At 70.5% G+C, this 17,102-nt stretch carries 19 protein-coding genes and 1 tRNA gene; 15 read left to right on the top strand and 5 right to left on the bottom strand.

The window, feature by feature from the left end; all coding sequences use genetic code 11:
- The first annotated feature begins 152 nt into the window (after nt 1-152).
- The 5 genes from ACTIFS_RS16590 (at nt 153) to ACTIFS_RS16570 (ending at nt 5,708) form a co-directional block, all read left to right on the top strand.
- Nucleotides 153-476, top strand: a complete 324-nt coding sequence (locus ACTIFS_RS16590) for an XdhC family protein (protein ID WP_439575229.1) — start codon at nt 153-155, stop codon at nt 474-476.
- Nucleotides 476-1,153, top strand: coding sequence for an XdhC family protein (locus ACTIFS_RS16585; RefSeq protein ID WP_439575228.1), 678 nt, complete (start codon nt 476-478; stop codon nt 1,151-1,153). The genes ACTIFS_RS16590 and ACTIFS_RS16585 overlap by 1 nt, the downstream gene beginning before the upstream one ends.
- Before the next feature lie 39 nt (nt 1,154-1,192).
- Nucleotides 1,193-2,800 carry an NTP transferase domain-containing protein gene (locus ACTIFS_RS16580; protein ID WP_439575227.1) on the top strand — a complete coding sequence of 536 codons (1,608 nt, stop codon included), beginning with the start codon at nt 1,193-1,195 and terminating at the stop codon, nt 2,798-2,800.
- Nucleotides 2,801-3,052: 252 nt separating this feature from the next.
- Nucleotides 3,053-4,189, top strand: a complete 1,137-nt coding sequence (locus ACTIFS_RS16575; protein WP_439575226.1) for a glycosyltransferase — start codon at nt 3,053-3,055, stop codon at nt 4,187-4,189.
- On the top strand, nt 4,173-5,708 hold the full coding sequence (locus ACTIFS_RS16570) for a glycosyltransferase family 39 protein (protein ID WP_439575225.1): 1,536 nt from the start codon (nt 4,173-4,175) through the stop codon (nt 5,706-5,708). Before ACTIFS_RS16575 ends, ACTIFS_RS16570 begins: the two co-directional genes overlap by 17 nt.
- Nucleotides 5,709-5,712: 4 nt before the next feature.
- Here ACTIFS_RS16570 and bcsS read toward each other — a convergent pair whose 3' ends face one another.
- On the bottom strand, nt 5,713-6,423 hold the full coding sequence (gene bcsS, locus ACTIFS_RS16565; protein ID WP_439575224.1) for a cellulose biosynthesis protein BcsS: 711 nt from the start codon (nt 6,421-6,423) through the stop codon (nt 5,713-5,715).
- Between the two features lie 248 nt (nt 6,424-6,671).
- Here bcsS and ACTIFS_RS16560 point away from each other — a divergent pair, with 248 nt between their 5' ends.
- From ACTIFS_RS16560 to ACTIFS_RS16540, 5 genes are all read left to right on the top strand, one after another.
- Nucleotides 6,672-6,971: an usg protein gene (locus tag ACTIFS_RS16560; RefSeq protein ID WP_439575223.1), complete on the top strand. Its 300-nt coding sequence runs from the start codon at nt 6,672-6,674 to the stop codon at nt 6,969-6,971.
- Nucleotides 6,972-7,061: 90 nt separating this feature from the next.
- A complete protein-coding gene (locus tag ACTIFS_RS16555; RefSeq protein WP_439575222.1) occupies nt 7,062-7,676 on the top strand; it encodes an exopolysaccharide biosynthesis protein in 615 nt (204 codons plus the stop codon).
- Nucleotides 7,677-7,712: 36 nt separating this feature from the next.
- Entirely contained in the window at nt 7,713-8,342 is a 630-nt protein-coding gene (locus tag ACTIFS_RS16550) for an exopolysaccharide biosynthesis protein (protein WP_439575221.1), read from the top strand.
- Nucleotides 8,343-8,429: 87 nt separating this feature from the next.
- A complete protein-coding gene (locus ACTIFS_RS16545) occupies nt 8,430-8,678 on the top strand; it encodes a zinc-finger domain-containing protein (protein ID WP_439575220.1) in 249 nt (82 codons plus the stop codon).
- Nucleotides 8,679-8,688: 10 nt separating this feature from the next.
- A complete protein-coding gene (locus ACTIFS_RS16540) occupies nt 8,689-9,870 on the top strand; it encodes an FAD-dependent monooxygenase (RefSeq protein WP_439575219.1) in 1,182 nt (393 codons plus the stop codon).
- On the opposite strand, the gene ACTIFS_RS16535 is transcribed toward ACTIFS_RS16540, so the two are convergent.
- Both ACTIFS_RS16535 and ACTIFS_RS16530 read right to left on the bottom strand, forming a co-directional pair.
- Nucleotides 9,852-11,168, bottom strand: a complete 1,317-nt coding sequence (locus ACTIFS_RS16535) for a sensor histidine kinase (protein ID WP_439575218.1) — start codon at nt 11,166-11,168, stop codon at nt 9,852-9,854. The two genes, ACTIFS_RS16540 and ACTIFS_RS16535, sit on opposite strands and share 19 nt — an antisense overlap.
- Nucleotides 11,155-11,835, bottom strand: a complete 681-nt coding sequence (locus ACTIFS_RS16530) for a response regulator transcription factor (RefSeq protein WP_439575217.1) — start codon at nt 11,833-11,835, stop codon at nt 11,155-11,157. Before ACTIFS_RS16530 ends, ACTIFS_RS16535 begins: the two co-directional genes overlap by 14 nt.
- A 138-nt stretch (nt 11,836-11,973) precedes the next feature.
- On the opposite strand from ACTIFS_RS16530, the gene ACTIFS_RS16525 reads away from it, so the two are divergent.
- From ACTIFS_RS16525 to ACTIFS_RS16510, 4 genes are all read left to right on the top strand, one after another.
- Nucleotides 11,974-12,867: a hypothetical protein gene (locus ACTIFS_RS16525; RefSeq protein WP_439575216.1), complete on the top strand. Its 894-nt coding sequence runs from the start codon at nt 11,974-11,976 to the stop codon at nt 12,865-12,867.
- A gap of 57 nt (nt 12,868-12,924) precedes the next feature.
- Nucleotides 12,925-13,009, top strand: a tRNA-Leu gene (locus tag ACTIFS_RS16520).
- A 59-nt stretch (nt 13,010-13,068) separates the two neighbouring features.
- Complete coding sequence (locus ACTIFS_RS16515) at nt 13,069-13,467, top strand: hypothetical protein (protein ID WP_439575215.1); 399 nt, start codon at nt 13,069-13,071, stop codon at nt 13,465-13,467.
- Between the two features lie 283 nt (nt 13,468-13,750).
- Entirely contained in the window at nt 13,751-13,915 is a 165-nt protein-coding gene (locus ACTIFS_RS16510; protein ID WP_439575214.1) for a hypothetical protein, read from the top strand.
- A 4-nt stretch (nt 13,916-13,919) separates the two neighbouring features.
- Here ACTIFS_RS16510 and gpt read toward each other — a convergent pair whose 3' ends face one another.
- Nucleotides 13,920-14,414 carry a xanthine phosphoribosyltransferase gene (gpt, locus tag ACTIFS_RS16505; RefSeq protein WP_439575213.1) on the bottom strand — a complete coding sequence of 165 codons (495 nt, stop codon included), beginning with the start codon at nt 14,412-14,414 and terminating at the stop codon, nt 13,920-13,922.
- 109 nt (nt 14,415-14,523) lie between these two features.
- Entirely contained in the window at nt 14,524-15,300 is a 777-nt protein-coding gene (locus tag ACTIFS_RS16500) for a competence/damage-inducible protein A (RefSeq protein ID WP_439575212.1), read from the bottom strand.
- Between the two features lie 205 nt (nt 15,301-15,505).
- Here ACTIFS_RS16500 and murJ point away from each other — a divergent pair, with 205 nt between their 5' ends.
- The gene (gene murJ, locus ACTIFS_RS16495) at nt 15,506-17,047 is read left to right on the top strand and encodes a murein biosynthesis integral membrane protein MurJ (protein WP_439575211.1); all 1,542 of its coding nucleotides are present in this window, start codon (nt 15,506-15,508) and stop codon (nt 17,045-17,047) included.
- The last annotated feature ends 55 nt before the right edge of the window (nt 17,048-17,102 follow it).

The following is a 17,102-nucleotide window of genomic DNA, read 5'->3' as shown; positions in this document are numbered from 1 at the left end:
ACGCCACTGATGCAACCCGCCAACTGCCCTCATCCTGAGGTGCGAGCGACAGCGAGCCTCGAAGGACGCGACACCACCGATGCAGCCGGACCCTTGCGCCAGACATGGGATCGTCCGATGTCTTGTGCGAACCTGTTCCCGAGGAGGCATCCATGCTGGCATCCGACGACGACATCCTGACCCGGGCCGAGGCCTGGGCGAAGGCCGGCAAGGGCGTGGCCATCGCCACCGTCGTGGAGACCTGGGGCTCGGCGCCGCGGCCCGTGGGCTCGCACCTGGTCATCGACGAGGACGGCACGTTTCTCGGCTCGGTCTCCGGCGGCTGCGTGGAGGGCGAGGTGGTGACCGAGGCGCTTGACGTGATCGGCTCGGGCCAGCCGAAGATGCTGGAATTCGGCGTTGCCGACGAGACCGCCTGGCGGGCGGGCCTGTCCTGCGGCGGCCGCATCGCCGTCTATGTCGAGAAGGTCGGCTGATGGATCTCGCCCTGCTTTCGGCGCTGAATGCCGCCCGCGCCGAGCGGCGGGCGGCGGTTCTCGTCACCGATCTGGAGACGGCCACCTCCCGCATGGTGACCGAGGAGACGCTGGCCGGCGACCCGCTGGAGGGGCCGATCCGCGCGGCGCTGCGCTCGGGCCGTTCGGGGCCTGTCGCCGACACGCGGATGTTCCTGAAGGTGCAGGTGCCGCCGGCGCAGATGGTGGTGATCGGCGCGGTGCATATCAGTCAGGCGCTGATCCCGCTCGCGCGCATGCTCGGCTACGAGCCGGTCATCGTCGATCCGCGCACGGCCTTCGCCACGCCCGAGCGGTTTCCCGACGTGCAACTGATCGCCGAATGGCCGGACGTGGCGCTGCCGCCACTGAAGGTGGACCGCTATACCGCCTTCATCGCGCTGACCCATGACCCGAAGGTCGACGATCCGGCGCTGGTCCACGCCTTCACCAAGGGCTGTTTCTATATCGGTGCGCTCGGCTCGCGGAAAACCCATGCCAAGCGCGTGGAACGGTTGACCGCGCAGGGTGTCGACCCGGACGCAATCGCCCGCATCAGGGCGCCCGTCGGCCTTGCCATCGGGGCCATCACGCCGGCCGAGATCGCCGTGTCGATCATGGCCGAGGTGATCCAGGCCTGGCGGCAGGGCATTGCCTGACATGGCCTGGAAACTGGCCGCTGGCGAGGGGAGGCGGCCGTGAGGTTCGGGCCGGTTTCGCTCGACGAGGCGCTGGGCGGGGTCGTGGCCCATGCCGTGCGCCGGGATGGCTTCGTACTCAAGAAGGGCACGCTCATCGGCGCGGCCGAGGTTGCGGCGCTGCGTTCCGCCGGCATCGCCACCGTGACGGTGGCGCTGGCCGAGGCCGACGATGTCGGCGAGGACGAGGCGGCCGGGCGCATTGCCGGCGCGCTCGCCGGTCCCGGCCTCAGGCTCGACCCGCCCTTTACCGGCCGTTGCAACCTGTTCGCGACCCATGCCGGCGTTCTGGTGGTCGACCGCGCCGGTATCGATGCGCTGAACCGCATCGACGAGGCCATCACCTTCGCGACGCTGTCGGCCTTCGCCCCCGTCGTTGCCGGCGAGATGGTCGGGACGGTCAAGATCATCCCCTATGCGGCCCCCGGCGGGGCGGTGGAACGGGCTGTCGCGGCGGGGACGCTGATCCGTGTCGCGCCCTTCGTGCGCCGGCGGGTCGCGGTGGTCTCCACGCTGCTGCCGGGCCTTGCCCCGAAGGTGGTGGACAAGACCCTGCGCGTGACCGCCGACCGGCTGGAGCCGGCGGGTGCGATAATCGTCCGTGACCTGCGCGTGCCGCACGAGACGGCGGCGCTGGCCGCCGCCATCGCCGAGGCATGCGCCGCGGCGGACCTCGTGCTGGTGTTCGGCGCCTCGGCCATTGCCGACCGGCGCGATGTCATCCCCGCGGCGCTTGAGGCGGCGGGGGGGAAAGTCGAGCATCTCGGCATGCCGGTCGATCCGGGCAACCTGCTCATGGTCGGGGAGCGGGCCGGCGTGCCGGTGATCGGGGCGCCGGGCTGCGCGCGCTCGCCGAAGGAGAACGGCTTCGACTGGGTTCTGGTGCGGCTCTTGGCCGGCCTTGCCGTCACGCGCGCGGACATGACCGGCATGGGGGTGGGGGGACTGCTGATGGAAATCGTCTCGCGGCCGCAGCCGCGCGAGGGGGACTTGCCGGTCGCGGCGGCGCCGCGCCTGGCCGGCCTCGTGCTCGCCGCCGGCCGCTCCACCCGCATGGGCGGGCCGAACAAGCTGACCGCCACGCTCGATGGCCTGCCGCTGGTGCGCCATGCCGCCGAGGCGGCGCTCAAGGGCGGGCTTGCCGAGGTGGTGGTGGTGACCGGCCATCAGGCCGAGCGCATCGCGGCGACGCTCGATGGCCTCGCCGTGCGTCTCGTCCACAATCCGGATTTCGCCGAGGGCCTGTCGACCTCCCTGAAGGCGGGCATCGCCGCGCTGGGCGACGACGTGGATGGCTGCGTCGTGCTGCTCGGGGACATGCCGCGCGTCGGCGCCGAACTGGTGCGCCGGCTGGCCGACGCCTTCGATCCGGGTGCCGGCCGGCATATCGTGGTGCCGGTGGCGGACGGGCGGCGCGGCAATCCGGTGCTGTGGGGCCGGCGCTTCTTCGGCGAACTCATGAAGGTTGCCGGCGACCAGGGCGGCAGGGCTGTCCTGGCGGAGGCGCCTGAGGCGGTGGCCGAGGTACCGGTGGAGGGCGATGCGGTCCACCTCGACCTCGATACGCCCGAGGCGCTGGCGGCGGCCGGCGGCGCGCCGGCCGGCTGATGCCGCTAGGGAGCCAAGAAAAAGCCCCGGGCGGCGGACCGTCCGGGGCTGCATGCCAATTCCGTGGACGCGGAGTTGTTGAAAAGCATCATGCCTGTGACAGTTTGCAGGCACAATGCGGGGCGCATTTTTTTTTCCTACCCGTTCAGCATAACGCGCCCTGACCGAATCCGGTCGGATTGTCGGTATCTGGTCCGGACCCGACCCCTTGCTTGACCCCGCCGAGCGGCGGGGTCTATCACCCGCGCCCAGATGACCCATCCCTCGACCCTTTCCGGTCCCGCTCCGGCGGATGCTGCGCCCGCCATCCTGCCGCCGGAGTTGACGGTGGTGGTGCCGAGCTTCAACGAGCGCGACAACGTGCCGGAACTGGCGCGCCGGCTCGACAGCGTGCTCGCCGGCATCGCCTGGGAGATGATCGTCGTCGACGACGACAGTCCCGACGGCACCTCGGCCGTGGTGAAGGACCTTGCGGGCCGCGACCCGCGCATCCGCTGCATCCGCCGCGTCGGACGGCGGGGCCTCGCGGGTGCCTGCATCGAGGGCATGCTGGCCTCGTCCGCGCCGGTCGTGGCGGTGATGGATGCCGACCTGCAGCATGACGAGACCATCCTGCCGGTGATGCTGGAGCATATCCGCGCCGGGCGCGAACTGGTCGTGGCGAGCCGCAACATCGAGGGGGGCTCCAAGACCGAGGGCCTGTCGCCGGTGCGGCAGGCCGTGTCCGAACTCGGGCGCAGGCTCTCGGCCATGATCCTCAAGGCGCCGCTGACCGACCCCATGTCCGGCTTCTTCATGATGAGGCGCAGCCTGGTCGAGGCGGTGGCGCCGAAACTGGCGACCTCCGGGTTCAAGATCCTCGCCGACATCGTCGCGTCGGTGCCGCGCCGGCCGGATTTCGTCGAGGTGCCGTTCGTCTTCCGCGAGCGCGTCCATGGCGAGAGCAAGCTCGACGCCAAGGTGGCGCTCGACTATCTCGGCTTCATCCTGAACAAGCTGTCGGGCGGCCTCATCCCGCTGCGCTTCATCTTCTTCGCGCTGGTCGGGAGCTCCGGTCTGGTCGTCCACATGGCGGTGCTCTACGGGCTGCTCGGGCTCGGGATGCATTTCTCCTGGGCGCAGGCGGCGGCAACGGTCGTGGCCATGACCTCCAATTTCGTCATGAACAACGCGTTCACCTATCGCGACGCCCAGCTGAAGGGCGGGCGCTTCTGGTCCGGCCTCGTGCTGTTCTATGCCGTGTGCAGCATCGGCGCCTTCGGCAATGTCGGCGTGGCAAGCTGGCTCCATGCCGGCCATGCGAGCTGGTGGATCGCCGGGCTCGCCGGCGCGATCATGGGTGCCGTGTTCAACTATGCCGCATCCTCCACCCTTGTCTGGCGCCGCTGAGGTCCGGACCCTGCCGGTCGGCGCCGGCAGCGTGCTGGCGGTGGTGCTGCTCGTCGCGGTGCTGACCGGGGTGCGCCTGGCCGCGGCCGGCAGCCTCGGCCTTGCCGCCGACGAGGCCTATTACCGGACATGGTCGCAGCATCTGGCGCCCGGCTATTTCGATCACCCCCCGATGGTCGCCTGGCTCGTGCGGCTGTCGACGGCGGTCGGCGGCGATACGCCCTTCGGCATCCGCTGGCTGTCGGTGGTCCTGGGCGCGCTGGCGAGCCTCGGTGTCTGGCGCCTGGTCATCCGCCTGACCGGCGACGGGCGCGCCGCGCTGGCCGGGGCGGGGCTCGTGCAGGGCACGCTGTTCCTTGGCGCCGGCGCCATGCTGGTGACGCCCGATACCCCGCTGGTCCTGTTCTGGACGCTGTCGCTGCTGGCGCTGGTGGAGGTCTGGCGGACGGGCAAGGGCGCCTGGTGGCTGGCGGTGGGTCTCAGCGTCGGCCTCGCCTTCGTCTCCAAATACACCGCCGTGTTCCTCGGTCTCGGCATTCTCGTCTGGCTTGCGGCGGTGCCGGAGCTGCGCCGCTGGTTCGCCTCCCCCTGGCCCTATGCCGGCGGCGCGCTGTGCCTGGCCGTGATGGCACCGGTGCTCGCCTGGAACCTCGCCCAGGGCGGCGCCTCGCTGACCAAGCAGTTCGGGCGGGCCGTGCCGCAGGCCTTCGATCCGCGCTTCGTGCCGGAGTTCATCGCCGGGCAGGCGGCCCTGCTGACGCCGCTGATCGGCATCCTCGTGCTGTGGGGGCTGTGGGTGGTGGCACGCGCGGCCCTGCGCGAGCGGGAGCCGGGGGCCGTGCTCGTCGCGGCGACGACCGTGCCGCTGGTCGCCTATCTGGTCTGGTACGGCCTGTTCGACCGTGTGCAGGGCAACTGGACCGCCTGCCTGCTGCCGGCCTCGATCGCCGCTGCGGCAATGGGGGCACGGGCGCAGCCAAGCGGCTGGCTGGCACCGGTCTGGCGCCTGTCATGGCGGCACGGCCTGTGGACCGGCGTGCTGCTCGGCCTGCTCGTCATCGGCCATGCGGGGCTGAGACTTGCGCCCCTTGCCACCGACCCGACCGGCCAGCTGCACGGCTGGCGCGCGGCGGCAACCATCATCGCCGACACGGCGAGAGCCCGCGGCGCCGGCGCCATCGGTACGGTCAGCTACACGACCAACGCGCAGCTGCGCGTCCATATGCCCGGCCCCCTGCCGGTCCTCCAGCTCAACGAGCGCGCGCGCTACACTTTCGAGCCGGCGCCCGATCCGGCCCCGCTGCGCGCCGGTGCGATCCTCGTGGTGGCGGAGAGCCGGCGCGCGGCGGCTGCGGAAGCCGCGCTTCGCGCCCGCTTTGCTCGCGTGGAGCGGGTCGGCAGCGTCGAGCGGCTGTGGGCCTCGCCGCTCTGGGGAACGGCGCCGGTCGACCGGCTCGCCATGTACCTGGTCGCCGAACCATCGGGCGAGGGGTTCCCGGAGATCGGCCCGGCGCGCTGAGCGATCAATGGTTGCGCCAGAGCGCGATGCCGCCATAGGCACCGTTTCGGCCGCCCCGGTCGAAGGCCCAGCCCCCCGAGACCCTGAGACCCAGCGGGCCGAGCCGGAGGCCGGTCAGGTGCCAGCCGAGCCGCGTTCGCAGGGTCCCGTGATGGCCGGAAAGGCTGGCCTCGGGGCCGGTGAACAGGCCCTCGCCGACGGCAAGGCCGGGAGCCACCCGCACGGTCCATGCCTGCATGGCGGTGGTATAGGCGGCATGAACCTGGACCGCGACGGCCGGATGGGGCGTCAGCCAGGCATCGAGCGCGACCGCCGGGCCGATCGCCAGCCCCAGATGGCGGTCGGGCAGGGCGGGGGATAGCCGCCGGTGCTCCAGCGCAAGCCCGGCCAGCAACCGCACCTCGCCCCAGGCGCCGGCCTCGCGCCAGCCGGCCAGCAGCCGGCCCGTCTGGGTGATCTCGCCGACCCTGTCTGGCAGGACCGGGTCGATGCGGAAGCGCGAGACGCCGCTGCCCCCGGTCAGCCGCGCGACAAAGCCGCGTCGGTCGACCTGGCCGCCGAGGGTCACGTCGAACCCGGAGGACAGGTGGGCGCCATCGAACGCGCCCTCGATGCCGAGGAATGAGGTGATGCGGGGGCCGATCACGGGCTCGCCGGCGGCAGCCGCGCCCGACCAGACCAGCACAAGCACGCCGATGACGCGCCGCAACCCCATTACGCAACCCCCGGGGGTATTGTCTCTGACCTGAGGTTGCAGAAAAGACAGGAATAAACCGGAGGGCGATCCTTGCCTGATCTGCCCGTGATTGCGCTTTCCCTGCGGGAAGTCCTTGCGGCGCACAGGCCGTTAACGCCCTGCTAACCGGTCAGCCGGCTCAATGGCTGCGGGCCGTCCGGCATCATCCGAACCCGACCGTCGGCGACCTCAAGGCCATGCGTCTTCGTCACGATCACGAGGTAGCCATGCTCGCACCGACCCCCGCCACGGTCCGCCCCGTCGATGCCGACTTTCTCCGCCTGCTCGAGGGCTATGCGCTGACGACGGCGGAAATCCTCTACCGGATGCCCGACCATCCGCTGCTGCTGCAGAGCTATATCTGGCAGGATTACGATCAGGCGCCCTATTTTCCGGTGCTCCAGCGCTTTCTCGCGTTCTGGGAGCGGGAACTCGACGGGCGGCTGCATACCGTGAGGGTCACCTCGTCCCGGCTGATCCAGCCCTGCGAACTGGGCATTGCCCGCTCGGTCGGCTGGCTCCACTGAAGCGTATCGAGGGCGCGCCCAATCCGTCGCATGGACGAGCGCCCGGCGATCCCCTAGAACGGTTCCGGCTATCGCGTCCCGGGACCTCATGTGACCACGCCAGACAAGACGTCCCAGATGCTGGCAGCGATGATGGCCGCCCAGGCGCCCGGATCGCAAACCGCCACCGTTTCGATCGGCGACCTCATGGCGGCGCTGCGCAACCGCGCCTTCGGCCTGTCGCTCATCCTGTTCGGCCTGCCCAATCTCCTGCCCATTCCCGGCCTGCCCATCCTCACCGGCATCGTGCTGGTGGTGCTGGCCGTGCAGATCATGGCCGGCCGGGACTCGCCCTGGCTGCCGGACCGCATCTCGCGCGCGCCCCTGTCGCGCGAGCGCTTCTTTGCCGTGATGAACCGGACGCTGCCGCTGCTTGCCCGCATCGAGGCCTGGACGCGCCCGCGCCTCGGCTTTGCCGCGGGGCCGGCTGCGCGCCGCGCGGTGGGCTTTGCCGTTCTCATTCTCGCGGTGCTGCTGATCATCGTGCCGGTCCCGTGGATCGGCTCCATGCCGCAGGGTCTGGCGCTCTGCGTCCTCGGTCTGGGCCTGACCGAGCGGGACGGTCTTCTGGTGATCGCCGGTTTTGCGCTCGCGGCTCTTGCGACCTCGATCGGTGCCGGAATCGGCTATACGGTGGTCGCCGGGGCGCTTGCCATCCTGTTTTGAGCCCGGCCCGAGCGGACAGAGCCTGAGCGAGCACGCGTGACGCCTGACAGCGACGAGACCCTGCATCGCACCTCGGAGGTGTTTCTCGCGCTGAAGACGCTGGGCGAGGGCGACCGCATCTCGCTTGGCGCCCTGACCGGCGCACTCGGCGACCGTGGCTTCGGCATTCTGGTGCTGATCTTCGCCCTGCCGAACATCATCCCGATGATTCCGGGCGTTTCGACCATTTCCGGTGTGGTGATCGCCCTTGTCGGCCTGCAAATGATGTTCGGCCGCCGCTCGCCCTGGCTGCCCGGCTTCGTCGCCGAGCGCACCCTGCCGCGGGCGGCTCTTGCCGCCATGGTGGACCGCACCATCGGCTGGATCGTGAAGCTGGAGCGCTTCGCGCGGCCTCGGGCGGTGTTCATGATCCGCGGGCCGATGTGGCTGCTGATCGGCGCCATGTGCATCCTGCTCGGGTTCATTCTCGCGCTGCCGCTGTCGTGGATCGGCAATTTCCCTCCCGGTGTCGCGCTGGTCGTCCTGTCGGTGGGGCTTCTGGAGGAGGACGGGGTGCTGGTCGCGGCCGGGCACCTCATCGGCCTTGTGGCCACGCTGCTGGTGACCGCACTGGTGATCGCGCTGATCGGCGCGCTGGTCGTCAGCTTCGGCTGGCTCACAGGCTGATCGACGGGGCAGGACCATCGCGCGCGAAGCGCTTTCATTGGGCGCGACGGGGCATTATGGTCCGCGCGCAATCTGACGAGGACGATCATGGCCGGTCATATCGTGCCCCATTTCGCCAATGATGACGGCGTCGCGGTCATCCATATCGGGGTCAAGGAATTCAAGTGCATGGGCAGCCGCGCGCCCTTCGACCATCCGCATGTCTTTCTCGACATGGGCGCGGACGACGAGATCGTCTGCCCCTATTGCTCGACGCTCTACAAGTATGACGCGAGCCTGCATGCGGAGGAGACGCGGCCGGCCGGCGCACGCGTCGAGAGCCTCGAGGAGGCCTGACGCGGCCACGATGGCTGCTGGCCCGCCCATTCTCATCGCCGGGGCCGGCATTGCCGGCCTGACGGCGGCGCTCGCGCTGGCGCGGAAGGGCTTTGCCGTCGCGGTCATCGAGCGGGCCTGCGACCTGGCCGAGGTCGGCGCCGGCATCCAGCTCTCCCCCAATGCCAGCCGCATCCTCATCGGGCTCGGTCTCGAGGCCCGGCTGCGGGAGGCCGTCGTGGTGCCCGAGGTGATGGAGGTCCATGCCGGCCATTCCGGCAGGGTACTTGTCCGGTCGGAGTTGGGTGCATCCATCGCGCGCTGCCACGGCGCGCCCTGGTGGGTGATCCACCGCGGCGACCTGCAAGCGGCGCTTGCCGATGCCGTTCGCGCGACACCCGGCGTGATGCTGTATCTCGGCCATGAGGTCCGCGATGTCGCGATGGCCGGCGAGGTCAGGCTCGCCGCGCGGGGACCGACGCGCGAACTGGACCTGAAGGGTGCTGCGCTGATCGGCGCCGACGGCATCCGGTCGACGGTGCGACGTCTTTCCGGCGAGGGGCCGCTGCCGGTCTATCGCAGCCGCATCGCCTACCGCGCGACACTTCCGGCCGAGGCGGTGCCGGCGTGCTTTGCCGGACCGAAGATCGGTCTCTGGCTGGGACCCGATGCCCATTTCGTCCATTATCCGGTGAGCGGTGGCCGGCAGGTCAATCTCGTCGCCGTGGTGGCGGCGCCCGAGCCCGAAGCCGGATGGAGCGGGCCGGCAGACCGGCAGGCGCTGCTTGCCCGCTTCGCCCGCTGGGCTTCGCCCGTGCGCGACCTGATCGCTGCAGCGCCCCAGATCGCCTCCTGGCCGCTGTCCGACCGGGCGGTCTGGTTCGGGCCGGGACAGGGGCCGGTGACGCTGATCGGCGACGCCGCCCATGCCATGCTGCCCTTCGCGGCGCAGGGCGGTGCAATGGGGATCGAGGATGCGGCTGTCCTGGCGGCGCATTGCGCCGCGCTGCCGGACGACCTTGCCGGTGCCCTGCGCGCCTATGAGGAGGCCCGCCGGTCACGGGTTGAGGCGGTGCAGGCGCTGGCACGGCGGAATGGCGCCATCTACCATCTCGGCGGTCCGCTGGCGCTGGCCCGCGACCTGGGCATGGCCGTGCTCGGCGGGCAGGGCATCCTGTCCCGGCAGGACTGGATCTACCGCTTCGCCGCCTGAGGCGGTGAGGGCAGCCTGATCCGGGCGGACAGGCCGCCCGCGGCCGCGCGGCCAAGGTCGAGCGTGCCGCCATGGTCGGCCAGAATGTCCGCCACAATGGCCAGCCCCAGCCCGGAGCCGGGCAGGCTCTCGTCCAGGCGCTGGCCACGGGCGAGCACCGCCTCGGCCCGGTCCGGCGGGATGCCGGGACCATCGTCCTCGACCGTCAGGATCACGGCGCCATCGGCCGGGGCGGCCCGCACATGAACGCGCGAGGACGCCCAGGCGAAGGCATTGTCCACGAGATTGCCGACGATCTCCTCGAGATCCTCGCGGGCAAGGGGGGCGGCAAGACCCTCCGGCATGTCGATCCCGGCCGTGACGCCGCGGGCGGCATGGACATGACGGGCCGCCAGCACGGCATCCTCGGCCACCGGACGGATGGGGGTCGATGCGCTGATCGCGCCGGGCGCGCCCGCGCGCGAGCGCTTCAGCCGGCGCTCGACCTGCCGGCGGATCTGGTCGGCGCTCGCCACGATCTCGGGATCGGCGGATTGCGCGCGCAGCACGATGACGCTGAGCGGCGTCTTGATCGCATGGGCGAGGTCGGCCGCCTCCGCGCGCGAGCGCTCAGCCATGCGGGTGAGGTCCGCGGCCATGCGGTTGACCGCCCCGGCCACTGGCTGGAGCGTGGTGACCGGCTGGTCGGGGAGGGCGGCAAGCTCGCCGGCGCGCATCCGGTCGATATCGGAGACCAGCCGGCGCAGGGGATGAAGGCTGAGGCGGACCTGCAGGACCAGCACCAGGATCAGGCCGGCCGCCAGCGCGGCCATGGTCCAGGCGACGGTTGCGCGGGCCTCGCGCACCTCGGGCTCGATGCTGGAATAGGGTGCGGTGGCGTAGAGCCTTGCACCCGTCCGGCCGGGTCCGGAAAAGGCGCGCGAGGCCGAGACGAGGCGCTCGCCGGCCGGGCCGCGCTCCGCCCCGGCCGCCAGCGCCTGCTGCCAGGCGCCGATGTCGAGGCCGGCCATGGAGCGCGACTGGGCGATGGCCCGGCCATCGCGCACGATCAGCCAGAGCCAGCCCGACCCCGCGTGCTGGAAGGCAGCGTCCTCCGGCTGGCGCTCGAGCGTGACGATGCCGTCGGCGCCGATCTCGGCATTGGCGACGATCTGTTCGGCGGCCGAGGCGAGCCGGCTCTCCAGCACACGCCGGGCGCCGGCCTCGACCAGATTGCCGAGCAGCCAGGCCACGAGCACGACGGCGAGAAGCGTCCAGGCGAGGATGGTGGCCGCGAGCCGCCCCTCAAGCGAGCGCATAGGCCGCCCCGTCGCGCCGCAGGCGGTAGCCGGCGCCGCGCACGGTCTCGATCAGGCCGGCGCCGAGCTTGCGGCGCAGCCGGCTGACGATGACCTCGAGCGAGTTGAAATCGCGGTCGCTGTCGTGGTCGTAGACGTGGTCGGTGAGGTCCGAACGCGAGACGACCTGATCGGGGCGCATGGCGAGATAGGCGAGAATGCGTGCCTCCAGCGCGGTGAGGCGCACCGGGATGCCCTCGCGCTCCACCGCGCCGGTCACGGTGTCGAGGCTGACGTCGCCGAAGGCGATGCGGGCGCTGGCATGGCCGGCGGCCCGTCGCAGCAGGGCGTTCAGGCGCAGCAGAAGTTCCTCGATCCGGAACGGCTTGGTGAGATAGTCGTCGGCACCGGCCCGGAAGGCCGCCGCCTTGTCGGCCAGCCGGTCCCTGGCGGTGAGCACCAGCACGGGCAGGGTGCTGCCCGCCGCGCGCAGCCGGTCGAGCACCGCGACGCCGTCGAGCAGGGGCAGGCCGAGGTCGAGGACGAGCGCGCCATAGGGACCGGAGCCGGCCTGGAACAGCGCGTCCTCGCCGTCGCGGCTGATGTCGACGACATAGCCCTCGGCGCCAAGCCGGCCGGCAATCTCGGCGGCGAGGGCGGCATCGTCTTCGGCAAGCAGCAGGCGCATCGGTTCCCCGGGGGGTGGCAGGTTGCGGCCCACGGCTAGGGGAGATCACCTTAACCCTGGTTGAACCGGGCGCGACAGGCCCGGTTGCGGTCGCCGCGGCTAGAACGGCGCCATCGCAAACCGTTGATGGAGCGTTGCATGTATCCGCTCGACACGCCCCGCCTGAGCCGCGCCGGGTCGAAGCTGCGCCGTCGGCCGCGCATCTCTGCATCCATGCTGGCGCTGGCCGCCGCGCTGGTCGGCGGCTGTGCGTTGCTGGGCGCCGTGCCCGGCTTCGGCCAGGTCTCGATCGGCGAGGCGCTGGCCGGCGGCGTGGTGGTGCGCGGCCGCATCGCCGACCTGTTCGGCGACCGCTTCCTGATGGAGGATCCGACCGGGCGCATCCTCGTGGAGGCCGGTCAGGCCGAGAAGCCGGCGGATCTTGCGGCCGGCCAGGAGGTGGTGATCGAGGGGCGGCTCAACGGCCGGGTTCTCGAGGCGCGCCGCATCACGCTGGCCGGGGCCGGGGCGAATGGCGCCACGCCACAGGCGCCGCCCGCAACTCCGCAGGCCGGATCCGACGGGCCCTCGGTTCCAGGCCAGCCGCCAGCTACGGCAGCACCCGCCACACCGCCCCTCGCCAATGGCACGCTCGCCGAGGCGCTGATGCGTCCGGCCGACACCGCCGCGATCCAGCGCACGGTCGAGGCGGCGGGTTTCCGGATCGCGGGAAGCCCGGTCCGGCATGACAAGCATACGGAAATTCCGGTGCGGGACGCGCGCGGGCGCGCCTGGGTCGCCTGGCTCGACCGGTTCGGCCGGATGGAGGAGGCGGAGATCGTCGATTACGACGAGGCGCGCGTGCCGGACCGACCGGCCTTCGCCATTGGCGAGGTGGGCCGCCATGCGACCGCCGAGGGCTTTTCGCCGCGCGCGCAGGCGACCGCCAAGCGTCACCATTTCGAGATTCTCGCCAGCAACCAGCGCTCGGAACTGGTCGAGCTGCATATCGACTTCGCCGGGCAGGTCTACAAGGTCGTCTGGGTGCGGTGAGGCGTGGGCTGGCTTCCATTGCCAAGGGGGGGCCGGGGCCGCTAGACGTGGCCCTGCGCCCCCTTGGTGAAACTGGTAGCCACAAGGGACTTAAAATCCCTCGCTTTCGGGCATGCCGGTTCGAGTCCGGCAGGGGGCACCATGGCCGCGCCGACCATGGTTTAGCCCGGAACAGGGTGCAGCATCTTGCGTTGAGCACCCATGGCCATGACCCTGAACCCTTCCGAGCGCAGCATGCCGGTCGTCCCCCAGCGCCTCGCGGCCGCCGCGCTGGCAGCTGGCCTGTCGGGCTGCGCGGCGATGGCGAGCACGAGCGGCGAGCTCTCCGCCGTTTCGCCCATGACGACCGGCCAACTCGCCGATTGCGTCGCCCAGGTCTTTGACCGGCAGGTTCCGCTGGTGCGCCGTCGGTCCTGGCCGGGGGGCGCCGAGATCGTGGTCCGTGGCCTGCACGAGCGGCCGCTGGTGATCGTGACGATTGCAGGCACGGCGGGCGGCAGCACCTTGCGGCTGGTTGCCGAGAGGCCGGGAGACCGGCGCGTCTACTGGCGTCTCGTCGGCAATTGCGTGCGGCTGCCGCGGGCCGGCTGGTTCGGCTGACCAGGCGCGCAGGCCCTGCAGGCAGCCGCTCGCCGGATGGCGTTTGCAACATCCGCCGTCGCGCCGGGCGGGCCACAATGGGCGGGCGCAAACGGGTGTTCCGTCCAGCAGCTTACCAAACGGAAGGTCGGCCCCTTAAGCCTTCCCTAACGGGAGCCCTGCGGAACGCCAGCGAAGTTGACGCGAACTGGAGCGAAGCGGTGAACCGGGCGTAAAAGCGGACCGGCTAGCATGTCCACGGGATGGGGAGATGGCGCGATGGAAAGGACGGCCAGCCGTGGAGATGACCCCGCCAAAGATCATCGTGTTCTTCACCGTGCTCTGCACGCTGGTCAATCCGCCGGTCATGCTCGGCCTGTTCGGGTCTGAAGGACGCCGGGTCGGGCACATGATCGAGGAGGGCCTCGGCACGGAGGCCGTCAGGATCGCGCTGTTCGGGCGCCGCTAGCCGCTCAGCCCCCCTCGCGGATGGGCGGCTGGAACGTGTAGCCCATGTCCCAGGGGAAATAGATCCAGGTGTCCTGCGAGACCTCGGTGACGAAGGTGTCGACCATGGGCCGGCCCAGCGGCTTGGCATAGACCGTGGCGATATGCGACTTCGGCAGCATTTCACGGACCACTCTGGCGGTCTTGCCCGTGTCCACCAGATCGTCGATCACCAGAATCCCCTCGCCGCCGTCGGCCAGCAGGTGATCGACCACGGTCTTGATGACCTTCAGCTGCCCCTGGCTCTGGTAGTCGTGATAGCTGGCGATGCACACCGTCTCGATCATCCGGATGCCGAGTTCGCGCGTCACGATGGCCGCCGGCACGAGTCCGCCGCGGGTGATGCAGACGATGGCGCGGAACGGCCCCTGACCGGTCAGGCGCCAGGCTAGGGCCCGCGCGTCGCGGTGGAACTGGTCCCAGGCGACGGGGAAGGCCTTTTCCGGGTTGGGGGTTGCCATGGCGGGTCCTTGATCAGCGTCGGTGGGGCGCGACACTAGCGGCCGGCCGGGTTCGGGAAAACGCCCCGCGGGCGCGTTGTCCGCAGGAATCTGGGCCAGGTCGCGGCTCTCACGCTTCGGGCCGCGTGATGACGATCTGCGACTGGGGCGGCTTGTTCTGCTCGACCATGGCGACCACGTCCTTTTCGGCCGCCGCCAGCAGCCCGGCATCCTTGGCGCGCAGCACCAGGCGCGTCCAGAACCGGCCTTCCTGCATCATCGGGTAGGAGCCCATGATGACGCCGGGATGGGCCTTGGCGATGGTGCCATATTCCGAGCCGATGTCGCCTTCCTTCAGGCCGGCGGCCTCGATCGAGACCTGGATCATCTTCACGCCGGTGCGCAGCCTGGGCGACACCACGTCCATCATGGCCTGCATCACCGAGGGCACACCGGCCATGGTGATGACATTGCCGATCATGAAGCCGGGCGCCTTGGACACCGGGTTTTCGATCAGTTCGGCCCCATGGGGGATGCGAGCCATCCGCAGACGCGCCTCGTTGAGGTCCTTCTCGGCAATGCGCTCCAGCAGCATGGCGCGGGCCTGGGCGTTGACGCTGATATCGACGCCGAAGGCCTTGGCGATGCAGTCGGCGGTGATGTCATCGTGGGTCGGGCCGATGCCGCCGGTGGTGAAGACATAGTCGTAGCGCCCTCGCAGCGCGTTGAGCGCCGTGACGATCTCGTCCTCCTCGTCGGGAACGACGCGGACCTCCTTGGTGTCGATGCCAAGGGCGGTCAGATACTCGGCGATGTAGCCGATGTTCCTGTCCTTGGTCCGGCCGGAGAGGATCTCGTCGCCGATGACGAGAATGGCGGCGGTGACGGTCTCGGGGGTCGTGTTCATCGCAATCTCCGGTCGGGCTGACCGGCAGTTAGCGGTCGATGCGGGACGCGGCAAGGGGGGCGAGGGGCGGACGGCCGCCGGCAGCAACCTTTGAACGGGGGCTCGCGCAGAATCGGTCGGCCTCGGCTATGTCTTCGTTTCGCCGCAGGGTGGTGTGACGCAGCGCGTCAACGCTGTGGCGCGACGACAAGGGATCCGGCCGGCCGTGATCAGGAACATCTTTTCGGTCTCGGCACTGACGCTCGTCAGCCGCGTCCTCGGCTTCGTCCGCGACCTGATGTTCGCGGCGGTGCTGGGCGCGGGGGCATTGTCGGATGCTTTCTTCGTCGCCTTCCGCATCCCCAACCAGTTCCGCGCGATCTTTGCCGAGGGCGCGTTCAACGCCGCCTTCGTGCCGGCTTTCGCGCGCGTCGCCGCCCAGCGCGGGCAGGATGCGGCCCTGGTCTTCGCCGACCGCATCTTCGCCTATCTGTTCATCGCCCAGCTGTTCCTGCTCGGCGGCGCGCTGGTGTTCATGCCGGCGGTGGTCTCGATGCTCGCGCCGGGCTTCGTCGACGATCCGGTCCGCTTTCCGGCGACCGTCGAGCTGACGCGCATCACCTTCCCCTATCTCGCCTTTGTCTCGCTTGTGGTGCTGATGGGCGGGGTTCTGAACGCCGTCGGCCGGTTCGCCGCGCCGGCCGCCACCGCCATCATCCTCAATGCCGGGGTGATCGCGGCGCTGCTGGCGGCTGGCTATTTCCCGACGCCCGCCCATGCCGCCGCCTGGGGCGTGGTGATTTCCGGCGTGCTGCAGTTCCTGCTGGTCACCGGCGTGGCGCTGCATGTCAATGTGATGGTCGAGTTCCGCCTGCCGAAGATCACGCCGGAGGTGAAGCAGTTCTGGAAAACCTTCGTGCCGGCCACCGCCGGCTCGGCCGGCAGCCAGATCGCCGTTCTGGCCGACACGATCATCGCGAGCTTCCTGGTCACCGGATCGGTGTCGTGGCTCTACTATGCCGACCGGCTGAACCAGCTTCCCACCGGCGTCATCGCGGTGGCCGTCGGCACGGTGCTGCTCTCGGAAATGAGCCGGCGCATCGCGGCGGGCGACGACAGGGGCGCCCGCCATGCCCAGCTCCGGGCCATCGAACTGACGCTGGTGTTCTGCCTGCCGGCCGTGGCGGCCTTCGTCATCGTGCCGGACACCATCATGCGCGCGCTGTTCATGCGCGGGGCGTTCTCCGAGAACGACGCGCTGCAGGCGGCCCGTGCGCTGGCAGCCTATGGGCTGGGCCTTGCCGCGCTGGTGCTGATCCGCTCCTTCACCGTCACCTTCCACGCGCGCGGCGACACGACCACGCCGGTGATCGCGGTCGTCATCGCCATCGCCGTCAACGTTGCGCTGAAGGTCGTGCTGATGGGGCCGCTCGGCCATGTCGGGCTGGCGATCGCCACCAGCGTCGGGGCCTGGATCAATCTCGTCCTGCTCGGCTGGTTCGCCCGGCGGCAGGCGCTGATGGGGCTGGACGACCGGTCGCGGCGGGTGCTGCCGCGGCTGTTCCTCGCCTTCGGCATTCTCGCGGTGGTGCTGGCGCTGGTTTCCTCCGGCCTCGCCATGGCCTTCGGTCCCACCTTCGACGACAAGATTGCCCTGGTCATCCTGATGGCGGCCGGCGGCCTCGCCTATGGCGCCGCCCTGGTGGTGCTGTTCGGCCGGGAGTTCGTGGCCGACATCAAGCGGCTGCGGAAGGGCATCGGCAGCTGAGGGGGCGGCTTGAACCTCTCCGGTTCATGACGCGACAGAGCGGAAACGCATCCCG

It is taken from the genome of Phreatobacter sp. (assembly GCF_051860605.1).
GTDB lineage: Bacteria > Pseudomonadota > Alphaproteobacteria > Rhizobiales > Phreatobacteraceae > Phreatobacter.
Note: the sequence above shows the minus strand (reverse complement) of the source record. Positions and strands in the feature narration are given on the sequence as shown.